Annotated in this window: 14 protein-coding genes; 8 read left to right on the top strand and 6 right to left on the bottom strand. The window is 46.2% G+C overall.

What is annotated here, in order from left to right:
• Positions 1 to 45: 45 nt before the first annotated feature.
• Together MHI06_RS28955 and MHI06_RS28950 are read right to left on the bottom strand one after the other, a co-directional pair.
• Entirely contained in the window at positions 46 to 831 is a 786-nt protein-coding gene (locus MHI06_RS28955) for an isocitrate lyase/phosphoenolpyruvate mutase family protein (RefSeq protein WP_340399919.1), read from the bottom strand.
• Between the two features lie 78 nt (positions 832 to 909).
• The gene (locus MHI06_RS28950) at positions 910 to 1,962 is read right to left on the bottom strand and encodes a trifunctional transcriptional activator/DNA repair protein Ada/methylated-DNA--[protein]-cysteine S-methyltransferase (RefSeq protein ID WP_340399918.1); all 1,053 of its coding nucleotides are present in this window, start codon (positions 1,960 to 1,962) and stop codon (positions 910 to 912) included.
• Between the two features lie 477 nt (positions 1,963 to 2,439).
• On the opposite strand from MHI06_RS28950, the gene MHI06_RS28945 reads away from it, so the two are divergent.
• On the top strand, positions 2,440 to 2,652 hold the full coding sequence (locus MHI06_RS28945; protein ID WP_340399917.1) for a LysM peptidoglycan-binding domain-containing protein: 213 nt from the start codon (positions 2,440 to 2,442) through the stop codon (positions 2,650 to 2,652).
• A 177-nt stretch (positions 2,653 to 2,829) separates the two neighbouring features.
• Positions 2,830 to 3,402, top strand: a complete 573-nt coding sequence (locus MHI06_RS28940; RefSeq protein ID WP_169482234.1) for a hypothetical protein — start codon at positions 2,830 to 2,832, stop codon at positions 3,400 to 3,402.
• Positions 3,403 to 3,509: 107 nt separating this feature from the next.
• On the opposite strand, the gene MHI06_RS28935 is transcribed toward MHI06_RS28940, so the two are convergent.
• On the bottom strand, positions 3,510 to 4,427 hold the full coding sequence (locus MHI06_RS28935; RefSeq protein WP_169482235.1) for a phosphatidate cytidylyltransferase: 918 nt from the start codon (positions 4,425 to 4,427) through the stop codon (positions 3,510 to 3,512).
• A 96-nt stretch (positions 4,428 to 4,523) separates the two neighbouring features.
• Here MHI06_RS28935 and MHI06_RS28930 point away from each other — a divergent pair, with 96 nt between their 5' ends.
• A complete protein-coding gene (locus MHI06_RS28930) occupies positions 4,524 to 5,078 on the top strand; it encodes a hypothetical protein (protein ID WP_169482236.1) in 555 nt (184 codons plus the stop codon).
• Positions 5,079 to 5,168: 90 nt separating this feature from the next.
• Here the strand turns inward: MHI06_RS28930 and MHI06_RS28925 are convergent, their stop codons facing one another.
• A complete protein-coding gene (locus MHI06_RS28925; protein ID WP_340399916.1) occupies positions 5,169 to 5,636 on the bottom strand; it encodes a VOC family protein in 468 nt (155 codons plus the stop codon).
• Between the two features lie 159 nt (positions 5,637 to 5,795).
• On the opposite strand from MHI06_RS28925, the gene MHI06_RS28920 reads away from it, so the two are divergent.
• The 3 genes from MHI06_RS28920 to MHI06_RS28910 all read left to right on the top strand — a co-directional run bounded on the left by MHI06_RS28920 (position 5,796) and on the right by MHI06_RS28910 (position 8,841).
• A complete protein-coding gene (locus MHI06_RS28920) occupies positions 5,796 to 6,230 on the top strand; it encodes an Lrp/AsnC family transcriptional regulator (protein ID WP_340399915.1) in 435 nt (144 codons plus the stop codon).
• A 118-nt stretch (positions 6,231 to 6,348) separates the two neighbouring features.
• Positions 6,349 to 7,644 (top strand): SLC13 family permease, encoded by a 1,296-nt coding sequence (locus MHI06_RS28915; RefSeq protein ID WP_340399914.1) that lies wholly within the window; start codon positions 6,349 to 6,351, stop codon positions 7,642 to 7,644.
• Positions 7,645 to 7,674: 30 nt separating this feature from the next.
• Positions 7,675 to 8,841, top strand: coding sequence for a glycerate kinase (locus MHI06_RS28910; RefSeq protein ID WP_340399913.1), 1,167 nt, complete (start codon positions 7,675 to 7,677; stop codon positions 8,839 to 8,841).
• 120 nt (positions 8,842 to 8,961) lie between these two features.
• Here MHI06_RS28910 and MHI06_RS28905 read toward each other — a convergent pair whose 3' ends face one another.
• Positions 8,962 to 10,008, bottom strand: a complete 1,047-nt coding sequence (locus MHI06_RS28905) for a sugar diacid recognition domain-containing protein (protein ID WP_340399912.1) — start codon at positions 10,006 to 10,008, stop codon at positions 8,962 to 8,964.
• 210 nt (positions 10,009 to 10,218) lie between these two features.
• Positions 10,219 to 10,593 (bottom strand): helix-turn-helix domain-containing protein, encoded by a 375-nt coding sequence (locus MHI06_RS28900; protein WP_340399911.1) that lies wholly within the window; start codon positions 10,591 to 10,593, stop codon positions 10,219 to 10,221.
• Positions 10,594 to 10,833: 240 nt separating this feature from the next.
• Between MHI06_RS28900 and MHI06_RS28895 the strand changes: the two genes are divergently transcribed.
• A complete protein-coding gene (locus MHI06_RS28895) occupies positions 10,834 to 11,577 on the top strand; it encodes an SDR family oxidoreductase (protein WP_340399910.1) in 744 nt (247 codons plus the stop codon).
• 226 nt (positions 11,578 to 11,803) lie between these two features.
• On the top strand, positions 11,804 to 15,820 hold the full coding sequence (locus MHI06_RS28890) for an S-layer homology domain-containing protein (protein WP_340399909.1): 4,017 nt from the start codon (positions 11,804 to 11,806) through the stop codon (positions 15,818 to 15,820).
• Positions 15,821 to 15,917 lie beyond the last annotated feature (97 nt).

The following is a 15,917-nucleotide window of genomic DNA, read 5'->3' as shown; positions in this document are numbered from 1 at the left end:
CTCCTGTAAATGTTCAATAGAGGTGATTATAACATAGGTGATCGCTTATGACGATTCGGAACTACCCATCAAAATGCTTCGCCCGAGTTCTTTCAGATGTTCCATAGCTTGCAGATAAGGATAAGGTCCATAGCTTACGCGAGCTACACCGAGTACAGCAAGCTGTTTTGGTGAAGGTTCAGGAGACGTAACCATGACGTTAATTGGCAGCGGTGAACGCTCACACAATTCCTGAATCAATCGGTGATCCTGCAAACCGGGTACAAACAGACCGCTGGCTCCTGCATCTGCATAATGGCTCGAACGTATAAGTGCTTCCTCTAGAAGGGAGTGGTTATGTTGTTCAGGTGCATGTTGCAGAAAAATATCTGTACGGGCGTTAATGAACAACGGTATGCCTGCCTGCTCCGCAGCTTCCCGGGCGGCAGACAGTCTCGGGCATTGCTCCTCCACAGTGTACAATCCCAAGCCAGCGGGAAGTTGATCTTCAATGTTGATTCCTACAGCACCATGATCGATGACTTGCAGGATATTTCGCTTCACTTCTGACACAGACCTCCCATACCCTCCCTCTATATCGATCGTTACAGGAAGTTCCACATTCGCTGTAATCCGTGCCAGATTGGCAAGTACCAGATGGAATGGCATGGCTTCACCATCTTGCTCACCATGGGCCGCAGCAACGGACCAGCTTCCGGTTGCAATGGCCGTTGCTCCAGCGGATTGAATGGCTTGTGCGCTTCCGGCATCCCAGACATTGACCAGAACAAGTGGTTTTCCTTTCACATGGTATTGTTGGAACAACATTGCTTTCTCTTCTAAGGTACTCATATTTATGTTGACTCTCCTTTGTTATATCATGCATTCCTTTGGACATTTGATGCGTACTTCATTACTTGATTCCGTTATTCAGCTATCCGGTTCCTGTTTCTCGTGCGTCAAAAGCCAGTTTTTGCGAGTTAATCCCCCGCCGTATCCGCCCAGTTCGCCACTGGCATTGATTACTCGGTGACATGGAATCACAATCGCGAGCTGGTTGGCTCCATTCGCCTGTGCCACAGCTCGGCAAGCAGTCGGTTTTCCCAGTGCATTTGCAATCTCTTGATATGACCTCGTTTCACCAGCCGGAATGGCTATTAGCTCGTCCCATACACGCTTTTGAAATGGTGTTCCTAAACAGAACAACGGTGTGTCGAATGCTGTCCTTTCGCCCTGAAAATACTCGTTTAGTTCAAGCTCAATGGACTGTATGGGAGCCGTAGTACCAGGGACAATAGCCGATTTGGTTCGTTTACGCAGACGCTCAACCTCTCGCTCCAAACCTCTACGGTCCACAAATTCAAGTAAATATAGGGCCTCGTCATCTGCAATGGCCATCATCGGACCAAGGCGGGTGTCAATCCAGGACGCTTTTAGCACACGTCCCTCATCCACTTGAGTGGGAGCAGCACCCATGATCCGTGAAAAGGCATCGCGAAAGCCGCTACTTGACTCATATCCGGTAGATAATTGGCTATCGATCACGGTGCGTCCGGAGCGAATGTTTTTCAAGGCGAGTCCCATGCGGCGAGCGCGAGCATATTCGACAAAGGTCATGCCGAACCGCTTCTTGAACTGTCGGCGCGCCGTGGATTCATCGATGGAGAGAGCCTTGAAATCCTGTCCTTTCCAGCGTTTATCCGGTTGTTTCTCGACAGCGTCCACCAATATGCGAACGACATCCGATACTTGATTGGGATGAGATAGCGGGCGACAGCGCTGGCAAGGACGATATGAAGCCAGAAGTGCCTGTTGAGCCGTCTCATAGAATTCGCAGTTTTCGAATTTTGGCTTTCGCGCCGGGCATGTGGGACGACAGAACACACCTGTGGTTCGGACCCCAACATAGAATAAACCTTCGTATTCTGAATTTTTGGCTACAAGCGCCTCGTAATATTGTTCCTTTAGATCAGCAGAAATCATGGGGGCACGTCCTTACTTCGTTAGAATCGAATCTTTATCTTTATTCCATTATAGAAAAGCGTTACAGCAAGCATCGCCGAAAATCAGGCATGAATATTCGATATGTTGAATCTGATTGGAGATGGAATCCGTTTTGTTCAGAATTTGTTTAGAGTGAACTGGTAATATAGACCTATCCAAGTGGAGTGACTTAGGCAAAGATGCCTATTTGTCGAAAAAGATGATTATTGACCGTTCATTGTTATAGGAAAAATGCATAGGTAAGCATAAAAAATAAAGATTAGCGGAACGAAAGTTCGGAGGTCGACTAGAATGAGATATTCCACGTACAAAAGTATTTATGAACCTGTTTATACAAAAACGTCCGAGTCTCGCACCCTGTATGTTAAAAAGCAATTCATGCAGCGTGTGAAAATACCAACCTGGCTATCGAAGATGGTCATCATAGCTCTAATTATAATCATAGGGTGTAGTGCTGTGTTCACTGTGTTTGCCGGCGATGAGCAGTTGTTATCAGGGGACAAGGTCGTTGTATCTCAGGGAGATACACTGTGGAGTATTTCTTTGACCCATAAACCTCAGCAGATGGATACTCGTGTATATATAGAAGCGGTCAAAAAGGTAAATGAACTGGAGCATAACTCCATCCAAATTGGACAAGTTTTAGTCTTGCCAGGGTTTGATCGATAAAATAAACGGTGCATGACACCATTAACAGAGTGCTTTCTTTATTCATCGAAGTGCAACCGCATACTTAATTTAATAATCATTTACATATAATGGAGCTTCATGAGGGACGATATGGTGTAGTGATTAGTAAGTGGTGTGTTGGATCTATGTGCTGTAGATGAATGAAGGGAGAACTAGATGATGAAAATGAATATAAAGAAATCTACACTTTGCATGTCTGTGCTATGTATTTCGTTATTCGTCAGTGCCTGTGGCACTAGTGGTGAATCGGTTCAGGAACATGCCTATCCGGAATCGAAGCAGCCCGTAGAGGAAGCTGGAGAAAGCTCTGTTCCCAATGCGGATGCGAAGAATAACAATGATAAGGGTAGCGCCAGTGGTGATGAGGGAAAGCCTACGGCTCAATCGGAGTCCACTGAACCGTCGGAGCAGATTGATATCGTCATCGACCAGTCGGAGAAACCGATGGAGGGCAACAGCTTTGATTTTGGAATTAAACAGGTTCCTAAGGGTTATGCACTAACGGAGATGCGTTGGACGTCTAACACGGTCACGATTGTGAATTCGCTACAGGAAGCCATTGAACATGGCGCCAACGGCGAAGATGGATTTTACTTTAGCGGCAATGGACAATTCTCCGGATTTATCTATTCGGATGAGATGAAGGGCGAGCGCGGCAAAGCCACGTTTGTGTTCACGAATGATGAGGGAGACCAAATCATGTCGGAGAAAGAAATTACGTTGAAGTAATAGACACAATATTAACGCTCCGTCTGGAGCCTGATGAACAGGAAAAGCAGCCACGTGGGCTGCTTTTTTTGACATCCATGATTACAAGATCACTGATCCATCTGTGCCTACATAAAGTCAAAGAAATAACGGACCACGTGGAACATAACCGGAGAGGTGTAAGTCAGGCTGTCGACCCGGCTTAGGTAGCTTTTTTTGAGCGAATCGAACTTGTTATCATCCCCGATTAGTAGGTCGCGCTTCAGTACGGACACCGTCAGACTGCCGAAGAATCCAGCCAGACTGATCAGCACCCCGATGAACAGCGAGAATTTCCAATCAAATGGCGTCAGGTAAGGATGGATAAAATAAGACGTTGCTGTCGTTACAATGAATGCACAGGCGAATCCTTCCCAGGTGACAAAAGGATTGGCCGTGGGCACCACTTTTCGTTTGCCCAGATAGAGAGAGACCAGATAATGCACCACATCGTTAAGCTGCGTTAACACGACGAGAAACAGCACCAGCTTGGACCCGTACTCCGGTGTGGCAAATGGGAAATAGGCAAGGTGACTCAGTCCAAACACCATCAGCATTAATCCCCATTGTGTGGAGCTGACACTGCGCAGGAAACCGACCGTGCCTTTGTTAATCAGGCGTGGCAAGGGAAGTACCAGGAACACATATAGTGGAATAAACACGATAAACATGCCATACCATCCAATGTAGATCCAGTAGAACTGAACCGGAATCGCCAGATACGCCCATAGGAACAGCCTGCGGTCGGCTTTGCGTGTACTGCGAATCATGGAGAAGTATTCTTTGAGAGAAAAGAATGCAAGCACCATGAGGGAGATGAGGGACACGATGGGGTTAAAAAGGGTGGCGAGGCAAAAGATCACGAACATGCCCCACCAGGTTTTGATTTTTTGGCCGATGCCTGAATAGTCTTTGGTTGGCTGAAGCTTTGCAATAATTTTGTACACGATATGTATCACAAGTAAAGCTGTAAAGATTAGCGTTAGTGTAAAGAGTGAACTGCTCACGTACCGATCACCTGCTTATTCAAAGTAAGATTCCATTATAGGGTACCTATGTTATTATGAAGGAATAGTGCCAACTTGATAAGGGGAAATTTTGCTATGACAGATGAACGCTCCATCTATATCCTGCTTACGAATACAGGAACGCTGTTTACCAAGGTTATTCAGAGCTATACCCGGGCGCCATATAATCACGCATCAATCTCATTTGACCGGGAATTAACCGAACTGTACAGCTTCGGCCGCAAGCATCCAAGCAATCCGTTGAACGGTGGATTTGTGAAGGAAGATATTCAGACAGGTACATACAGCAAGTATCCCAATACCACATGTGTCATATACAAACTTCAGGTGACGGATCGTGAAGTGGAAAAGATGAAACGTGTGCTGCACATCTTCATCCGCAGTCGCCAGAAATATATGTACAATCTGCTCGGCGTGATCGGCATTACGCTCAAGGAACCTGTGGAGTTCAGCAACTCCTACTTTTGTTCTCAATTTGTAGCCGAGATTCTGCAACGTTCAGGCATCAAGCTGTGGAACAAGCTGCCTGCGCTGGTGACACCGGATGATTTTCGCCAGAGTGAACGATTGCAGCTGGTCTATGAAGGGAAGCTAAGCGAGTATACGCTGGGGAATGCAGAGCAAGAGTAGGGTAGGTGCATGTGCTGATGCTCCCAAGAAAGTCCCACTATAAAACAGCCTGCTGCCACGGATGAAGAGGCAACAGGCTGTTTGTGTACTTCATATAGATGATGGTGAGGATGAGGATCGGTCGAAATTAACCTCTTCAAGGAATTCAATCACTTCACCATTGGGACTGTGGACGAGTGCGTTTTTAACCCGAAGTGCAGGTTCTCCAAGCGATATCCAATCCGGTGCAACATAGGTCTTGGCTCCATATGCGAGCGCTCGCTGATAGATGTCTTCTACATCGTGCACGTAAAAGGCGAAATGTAATAGTGCGCCGTGCCGGACCTCTTCAGGAGAGGTGGCAGGTTCACCCTCGGCGGGAATGACGGCTTTTGGGTCAAATACCTCAATACATGTACGCTGATCCGGAGAGATCAACATACATGCCTCGGTAATGTGGAAGGAAGGCAAACTCCAGGAGTGACCGACCTTGAATCCTAATACTTTTGTATAAAACGCCAAGGTATCTTTATAATTTCGGGCCTGAATGGCCACATGTGCAAGTCCTATAACACTCACGTTCATCGCTCCCTCTTCAGATTATATTCTAAAGTATAGGGAGAATTTCGCGTTGGAACCATATGATATCAAAGGATATAATGAGATAACATATATAATTTATTAGTTTATTTATACAGAAAACCTTATTAAATAAGGCAATAACTCGGAGGTTTACAAATGGAACACATCATAGATGAGATCGATCAGCAGATTATGCGCTTGCTGCAACATCATGCACGTATGCCCATTGCACAGATTAGCAAAGAAATTAACATGTCCCAGCCTTCGGTTAAGGAAAGAATCCTGAAACTGGAGGAGAGAGGTGTAATCACGGGATATTCGACGATCTATAATCTGGCCCAATTAAACCGTGGTACCACAACATTTATTTTGCTCAAAACAGAACATTGCGACGAGTTGGTTCAGTTCTGTGAACAGGCCATCGAAGTCACGGACGTCTATCGCATTAGCGGTGAGTATAACTATCTGATCAAAGTACAGACGGCGTCCATCGAAGAACTTGCCGAGTTTCAGGATTCACTGGTGAAGCTTGGACCCTCGAAATCTCATATCAGCATGAAAAATATCATGGAAAACCGTGTTCTCCTCTAGGGTGATGGGATTCATTGTGCATATGCACAATGAATTTCGTCCTTTCATCAATATTTATTCTGGCCTCCAGCAACTATAATGAAAGCGTGTTCAACAAGTGCATAGGGGGCAATTGACAATGGAACCATTAACGATTAGCTGGATTGGTGCTCTGGCAGGACTGGCTATTGCGATCATTTTGATTTTGAGGAAGCTGAATCCGGTCTATTCTTTATTTCTGGGTGCAATTGTAGGCGCTTTAATTGGCGGAGCGAATCTGGAAGAGACCGTAAATATACTGGTGGATGGCACGCAAAGTGTCATGGGAACCGTACTCCGGGTACTGGCTGCCGGGGTGCTTGCAGGTGTGATGATGGAATCGGGAGCCGCGGAGACGATAGCGCAGGCGATCGTACGTAAATTTGGCGGAAGCAAAGCCATTCTGGCGCTGGCACTGGCCACGATGATCATTACCGCGGTTGGGGTATTTATCCCCGTAGCTGTACTGATCGTTGCACCGATTGCCTTGTCTGTAGGTAATAAAATGGGTATATCCAAACTGGCATTACTGCTGGCCTTATCGGGTGGGGGTAAGGCGGGGAACATTATCTCCCCGAATCCCAATACCATTGCAGCAGCGCGAGGGTTCGATCTGGATCTGAGCAACGTCATGTTGGCAGGCGTAATTCCAGCGATCTGCGGCTTGATTGTAACTGTAATTGTAGCTTCAATGCTTAAGAACAAAGGGGTTATGGTTTCTAATCAGGAAGCAGATCAGGGTGATGTAGATACATCTCAATACCCGCCACTTGGCAAAGCCATTGTTGCCCCGTTGGTTGCGATCATTCTGTTGATGATCAATCCTATTGGCTCTATTGCGGGCATTGAAGCATTGTCCACATTCAAAGTGGATGCAATGTATATCCTGCCGATTGCAGGAATTATCGGTATGCTGGCAATGGGACAAGGCAGAAACATCGTAAAATATTCAACCGCAGGATTAAATAAAATGACAGCAACCGTGCTCATTCTGGTGGGTGCAGGAGGAATTGCAGGACTCATCTCTGCTTCAGATCTGTCAGGTCAAGTGGTTGGTCTGATTGAAGCATCGGGAATATCCGGTACCTTCCTCGCACCGATTGCGGGGATTCTGATGGCGGCAGCGACAGCTTCAACGTCAACGGGGGTTATTCTGGCAACGGGCTCCTTCGGTGACGCGATCCTGAACATGGGAACAGCGCCGCTCGCAGCTGCCGTTATGGTGCACACCGGGGCAACCGTTATCGATTCCTTGCCACAGGGCAATTACTTCCACGTGTCGGCTGACAGCATGAAGATGACGATTCGTCAGCGGATGGGCGTTATTCCATATGAAGCGATTGTAGGTGGCACGATGGCTATCGTAGCGACGTTACTGTACGGATTTATTCTTTAATTCTTTAATCTAACGGATGGAGTGAGAGAGATGAGAGAAACTGGAGATACTAGAGAGAAGACATTTGTTTTGGCACCGGATTCGTTCAAAGAAAGCATGACAGCGAAAGAAGTATGTATCGCTATGGAAAAAGGTTTGCGTAAAATATATCCGACGGCAGGTTATATTCATGTACCCATGGCGGATGGTGGGGAAGGTACGGTGCAGTCCCTTGTGGATGCTTCCGGCGGTTCCCTTCACCAGCAAGAGGTGAGCGGGCCATTAGGTCAGACAGTGACTGCCCAGTATGGCATTCTGGGTGACGGAACAACGGCGGCCATCGAGATGGCATCGGCCAGTGGCATACATCTGGTAACCAAAGAAAACCGAGATCCGCTACGGACGACAACCTATGGAACGGGAGAGTTGATTCGAGCATGTCTGGATCTTGGCATACGTAAAATCATCATCGGCATTGGTGGCAGCGCGACCAATGATGGTGGTGCGGGCATGGCTGAAGCACTTGGTGCGAAGTTTCTGGATGCACAGGGTCAACCTCTTGCGCGGGGTGGCGGGGTTTTGGATCAACTGGCCCAGATTGATGTGTCGGGTCTGGATGAGCGTTTGCAGGAAGTGGAGTTCATTGTAGCCTGTGATGTGACCAATCCGCTCTGTGGGGAGCATGGTGCATCAAGGGTGTTTGGGCCGCAAAAAGGGGCTACCCCAGAGATAGTTGAGCAGCTGGATGCGAACCTGTCCCATTATGCAGATGTCGTAAAGCAGCAGCTGCACAAAGATATCCGTGATATACCCGGTGCCGGAGCGGCTGGCGGATTGGGTGCGGGACTCTTGATTTTTACACAAGCTGTACTACGTAAAGGAATTGAAATTGTCATTGAATATACCGGGTTGCGTGAAAAATTGATTGCTGCGGATGTGGTATTTACGGGCGAAGGCGGTATCGACTTTCAAACGAAATTTGGCAAGACCCCCTATGGCGTTGCTCGGGCAGCCAAGGAAGCGGGTAAACCTGTAATTGCCGTTGCAGGCTGCGTGGGCGAAGGGATCGACACCCTGTACGGGGAAGGCATTGATGCCATATTTGGTATTGTGCCTGGGGCAGCAGAACTCGAGCGACTATTGCGAGAAGGGCCGGAGAATGTGGAGCGTACAACCGAGAATATTGCCCGGGTGCTGAAACTGGGCCTACTATCTTAGGTGAGCATTTTGCATAAATCCGACGTATTGGAATGAGATGTGAAAAAGACGGGATACGGATATGCCTGAAATCAGGTGATCTGTGTCTCGTCTTTTGCCATCCTCGAAGCTGTTCTGACGCTACTGATAGAACGCGAGTAGTCCGTGGGTAAGCTCGATGAGCTCCAACCAATTACGCGGGTCTTTGCCTGTCAGGGTCTGTATGCGTTTGAGACGATATTGAAGGGTATTGCGATGAATATTGAGATGGTCTGCTGTCGTGGTCATGCTGCCGTTATGATGGATAAAACTGCGCAACGTATCCAGCAGGTCAGCTGTATCCTCAAGTTTGCTAACGATGTTAGCATGAGGTGTTAGATCAGCTGCACTGAATCGTACCAGAAAGGGGACATCCTCATACCGAATGATCGGTGAGTCTGGTTGAAGTGCCAGTAGAATGTTCATCACAGACCGGGCCTGTTCATACCCGGTGGCGATATTGGCTTCTTTTCGGCTGACCGCGATGAATGCTTCGGGAGTGACCTGTCTCAAACGCTGGACCATCGTATCAACGTCTGCTTCATTCTGGATCAGGATGATCTGTGTGTCGCCATCACCTTCAACAGAGAATGAGGGAACTTGGAGCAATATTCGGTTGATCTCAGTGTCAGCCGCGATGGATTTCCCGGGGAAACGGACATATAGAAGAACGGTTGGCAACTGCAGATCGATACGATATTGCAGGGCTTCCTTTTTGACCTTTTGTGAGTAGGAACCCGATTGATTCAGCAGTCGTTCGATAAAGGCTTTTTTACGTGAAGCTTCATGCGCCATACTTTCCAATTGATTACGCTGTTCGATCAAGAGAGACACGGTAGTACGCACGATGTTGCAGAAAGGCCGAACTTCATCCGGATGACCGGATATGCCAATGACTCCGACATGCTGCTGATTGATTAGAATCGGTTCGTTGGTCCCCATTTTCTCAAGTATGCCATCCTGCCAGACTTCAATCATGCTTCCTGTCGTTAACGCGCGGACAGCACCCTGATGAATCGTGCCCACACGTTCCTTCTGCCCGCTCCCCATAATAATGCCGTGTTCATTCATAATGTTGATGTTGTAGGGGATGTCCTGCATCATTTTATCGACAATATCCTGTGCCTGTTTTTCCGAAAGCTGCAACAACGAAGCTCCTCCCCTTCCATCTCATCGTGCTAAATGCGCATCTTCTCTGATGATGATTCCGCCCGATATCCATATTGTGCATCTGAACGAAATTATAGAGGAATGGTAATGCTTACACAAGCAGGGCGGTCAGGATAAAGGTGTTCTTGGAATGGCTGGATTGTTGGATACCTGATACCTTGCTGTAGCATTTCATTTTATAGTTGTTATTCAAGTCGCTTCGCTCGTGTTACCCTTGTCCGTTATGGCGCCTTGTGTGCTGTTTAGGTAGCTCAGATGTTCTTTGCCCCAACCACACATGCCGTCCAATAACGTGCCGATGGTCTGTCCGTGTTCGGACAAGCTGTATTCCACCTTCGGTGGAACATCCCCATAAAGCGTGCGCACAATAATTTGATCCTGCTCCAGCTCGCGCAGTTGTTTCGTTAACGTACCTTGGGCTACATCAGGAATCATGCGTCGTAGTTCACCAAATCGTTTCGTACCTTCCTTCAATAAAATAAACAAGATAAGTGGTTTCCATTTCCCATTAATGGTCTCCAGCGTTGTCAGTACTCCTTGTAACCTTGGTTCTTGTAAATCCATAGTAATCACCTCGGTTTATATGTCTATATGTATCTCCATCATACCGGATTTTCGTGATCTCTGCTCGATCGTCTCTATGAAAAAATGGGGGAAAACCGTGGTGAGCTGCTCCAATAGTACGAATATTCGTACTAGGTACGATGTAAATGCGTACTATTCAACGTTCTTCATTTCATGAATAATGAACACAACGTGAGAGCACATGCACTTATATAACCGGAGATGAGAGGATGATCATAGATGAGTCACTATACATTGGAGAATAAACGGGTCGTTGTTATTGGCGGGAGCTCAGGCATCGGACTGGCTACGGCAATCCAGGCAGTGGGAGCAGGTGCGGATGTAATTATAGCAGGCAGATCAGCGTCCAGACTGGAGGAAGCGAGGGAGCAGATTACGAAGGTTGGAGGCAAAGGCGAGCATGGAGAATCGGTGGTTGAAGTTCATGTATTAGATAATCAGGATGAACAGCAACTCGAAACGTTTTTCGCTCGGATCGGAGCGTTCGATCATCTGTTCACGCCCGGAGCTACCTATACCCGGGGACCACTGACATCGGATCGGGAGACGGCAGAGAGCTGTTTCAAAGGCAAGTTCTGGCCTCAATACTTTGCGGCTAAATACGCTGCACCGCATCTTTCGACTTCCGGTTCGATCACGTTGATGTCTGGTGGATTCAGCCAGCGACCACTGGATGGAGGTGCTTCCTACGCTGCATGTAACGGTGCAATTGAGAGTCTGGGTAAAGCACTCGCGGTGGAATTAGCACCGGTTCGTGTGAATGTCGTATCCCCCGGGACCATCTGGCGGGAAGGGCAGGAAGGCACGCCACGCGGCGATCATTTTAAAGATTATGAGAAGCTGTCCCTGCTCAAGCGGGTTGGCTACAATGAAGAAATTGCACATACCGTTACGTATCTGATGACAAATACGTTTACGACGGGCAGCACGCTATACGTGGATGGCGGGTACACCTTAATTTAAGAGCTGGAGTTATATAGGTCCAAAAGAATATTTTTTAAAATAAAATGATGAAATATGACGAAAAAAGTTGAGATCTATCCTGTTTTTGTACTACAGGGTGGATCTTTTTCCTTTTATTTGCTCTTTTTGTTTAGATTCTGTTTATCGCAGTGCAATACAATAGGCCTTACGTATCAGAGGTAATGGATTTGTGTGTAAAAAACATGAGATAGGGAGGAACAGATTAATGTATTACAAAAAGCTAATAAGCTGCGTTTTAATTGCTGTTTTGTTATTACAGGTGGTTAGTGTGGGTGAGGTTGCAAGTGCAGACCCGTTTACTCCATTGGACCAACTTAACCAAATCAGAAATTCAGACGAGGATATTGAAGTAGCCATTCCGGAAGTACAAGGTATATTGAGTGAAGGTGGTTTAATAGATATCACTGATATCTCCACCACCTATAACCTGCTGAATGATGAGCAAAAGAAAGAACTGGCTCGAGGAATGATTCTTTTACTGCCACGCGGGATGGATTACGAGAATCAAAGCCAAGTTGAGTATGTTTTTACACTTCTATATAACTTGTTACAAATGCCTAAAGTGATGAATTCGAATAATGCACAGTATCTTTTGGATGAGATATATGGATTGTATAGTCAGGCGGGAGGTTTTCTACCTTATGACGAAGCACAACCAATGGTTGAGGCAAGCGTCGCCTATAACATGTTGAGTGGTGCCGATAAGCCAATGTTTGTGAATATTGCTATGTTTGGGGCTTTCCTAAACAGATCACAAGATTCTGTACCTTATGGTTCACAGCTTACTTTGATGAAAACATTAATCGATGAATATCGACCAATTAATACTCTTAGTGATGTATCAAGTATGAAAGTAGCACTTGACTCCATGATGAAACACAACCGAATGACCAGAATGATTAGTACTATGGAGCCTTTTCCAGTTCAGATGGAGAAGATGGAGGCCATTGAAGACAATAATCAAAAGAGAGAAGAACTTGCACAATGGATGATTGATCATAAGCCGCAGAACGGTTATGAAACGGTATCTGAAGTTCAAACTACGTTTGATGCTTTTTTCGAACCCAATAGTTCAGCCTTGTTGGAGCAATTTAACGATATTAAAAAAAGAAAGGATCAGAGTGAGCATACAGATTTCACACCTGAACTAATCGAGTTACTTAGTAACAAAAATTTCATAGCTGATCCCGATTTCAAATCGTTGTCTGACGAGGATCAGGAGGACATCATAGAATATTTATTGCGTATAGATCCTCCGACTAGTGAAGGGTATGAGAATAAGGAACAAGTTCAATACATGGTGCAACTGGCTCTGCAAGCACTTGAACTTCCTCGCAAAATCGGGGGATCAGCCTCAAGAGAAATACTTGATGATTTTTATGGGAAACTAGCAGAGCGGATGGAACATTTTGATTATCCTGGTGCCGAAGATGGATATTATGAACGTATAAACCTGTATCTCAAATCTGACGTGATCGATAGACGTATGACCGCCTTTTTATTTGAAAGTAAACTCAGAAGGAACCTTGAAATAAGAAAAATTCTTTCTTATATGGAAACCGCAGTGGATGATACTCCATTTATAAATAGAGCTGAAACGACAGAAAGTATGTTGAACTCGTTGTACAAAATGTATGACATTCAATCAGATGTCGAGTCATACAACTCCGAGCACCCGGAAAACCCACTTGGAAGTTTTCCTTTGGATGTAGGTAAAGTGCACGATCTTACAAACGAAGAACGGGAACAATTGGCTGATCTTATGCTTAGTGAAAGACCGGATGAGGGATATAAAAGTTTTGAAGAAATTCAAAACGCCTTTAATAAATTTTTCCCTGATGATAACGAAAGCGATCCATTGACTGTCTTAAATACTGCAAAAACTAATGGTGATGTAGTGGGTATGCGTGTGGCTATGGAGAATCCCGATTTGGGTATTACTTTACCCAATGGATACGGAGCTTTGTCTTTGCAGGTTAGAGATTTCATTGCGGGATTCCTGATTGAATATGTAAATAAAGATTACAAAAATAAAGAACAGGTCCAATATATGATTGAACTTGGTGTATTGGCACAATCTGTTTGGGAGCAGAGGGAACTCAGTGTTCTTCAGAAAAAGCTGGATCTGCTCGCACAGCAATTGGTAGAAGGACCTGAATACTTTAATGACCAACAGACATATGTGCTACGCAGCCTTGGACAACAACATTTGGAACGTAGCAAAGTAGATAAAGGTGTACTGGCATATAATTACTTGCATCTAGTTGCATTCGAAAGGTTGGAAGGCGTGTCTAAAGGGGATATTGTTGATCCTGATATTGTCCTGAATCTCCTCTCTATGCCTATCGATTCATTTGAGCAAGCTACCTCTATACCGCGAATGGATCAATGGCTGGATGTAGCAATGAAAAATCAGATTGCAGGTGAAGCATTCTTCAGCAAATACAAATTTAATCTTAGAGGCGCTCTTGATTTATCCAAAAGAGCAGAACTCAGTCCTGAAGGCCAGAAGGAATTGGCTGAATGGGTCCTTAATGAACAAGACAGTTACGAGGATGTTGGGAATCTACAATATGTATTTAACCGATTCTTTACGGCTCCAAATGTGAAGGGGAATGACATCAATAACACCATAACGGGCTTGGACAGCACGATGGAAATCTCCTTTGACGATAAACTGCATTGGATTGACGTTGCCTCTATTCAGAAAACGGACTTCAGTGGTAATAAAACGGTATGGGTTCGTCATAAAGCAGTTAGTGATGAACTGCCAGGACGCGCGGTAAAGATTGTCTTTACACAGAATGGTGATAGCAGCACAGATAATGGCAATACCCCAACGCCTAACCCGGGTGGTAGCACAGGTGGAGGTTCGTCCACAACTACACCAGTAACCTCTACACCTGCACCAACAACGAAACAAGAACAGATCGTGGTTGACGTTAATGGGGCAAACGGCACCAACCTGACCAAAACACCAATTACACGTACAACCGAAACCAACGGCACGATCAAAGATTTGGTGAAGATGACCGAAGCGATTGCCAAGGAATCGGTGGAAAAAGCGAAGCAATTGAACATGAACATCGCACGCATTGTTATCCCAGATACCAAAGATTCCGTGTCCGAGACACGTATTGAACTGCCTAAAGCAGCGGTAAAAGAACTGAATGATGGATCGCTCAAGCTGGAGATTTCCACTGAAAATGTAGTGATTTCCGTTCCGACAAGTTCCATCGCCGGATTCGATCAAGATTTGTACTTCCGCGTCGTTCCATTGAAGCAGGAATCCGAACGCAAGGAAGTTGAAGAGCGTGCCAAGAAAGAGCAGTTGATTCAACAGATTGCTCCGAATACGAATGTGCGTGTACTGGCTCGTCCGGTAGAGATCGACACGAATATGCAGAGCCGCGAAGTGACACTCACGTTGCCACTGCGTGACAGCCTGCCGACCGATCCGGCTGCTCGTCAGCAAGCATTGGACAATCTGGCGATCTACATCGAACATAGTGATGGCACGAAAGAGTTGATTCAAGGCAAACTGGTGCAACTTGCTGATAATAGCGAAGGCATCGAATTTACCGTAACCAAATTCAGTACATTCACCCTCGTTGTTGTGGATGGACTGAAAGCTTCGAAAAGTACACACCAGCCGTACATCCAAGGTTTTGGTGCAGATTTCCGCCCAGATGCATTCGTAACACGTGCACAAATGGCAGCGATGCTGGCTCGTAATCTATCGGATGAAGAGGCAGCAGTTTCCACCAGTAGCGCGAGCTACAAGGATGTATCTGCAACACACTGGGCAGCAAGTGAGATTCAAAAGGCTCAATCCGCTGGTATTATGAACGGCATGAGCGTAACTCTATTTGCGCCTGAAGGTTCGATCACGCGTGCTCAAATGGCGACGATTGCGTATCGCTGGATGCAGCAACAAGCGAATACAACAACAGTGAATGGTACAGCAGTGTCCTTCACAGACGTATCCGCAGAACTGTGGGCAGCAGAAGCCATTGCTTATGTGCAATCTGCGGGCCTGATGGTTGGCTACAACGATGGTACATTCAAACCGGACAGTAAGCTGACGCGTGCGGAAGCGGTGAAAGTGTTGAATGTATTGTTCAACCGCACACCCCTAACTGGCGCAGTTACGCCAACGTTCAGTGATGTACCAGCAACACACTGGGCATATGCAGATATCGAAGCTGCAGCGCAAAAGTAATAACTGCTACAGAACTAAAAGTGTAAAGATAATGATTAGAGCGCAAAAGGCCATCCTTCGAGGTGGCCTTTTGCGTTCTGACGAATAGGTTACTTTC

This window comes from Paenibacillus sp. FSL H8-0079 (genome assembly GCF_037991315.1).
Classification (GTDB): domain Bacteria; phylum Bacillota; class Bacilli; order Paenibacillales; family Paenibacillaceae; genus Paenibacillus.
Note: the sequence above shows the minus strand (reverse complement) of the source record. Positions and strands in the feature narration are given on the sequence as shown.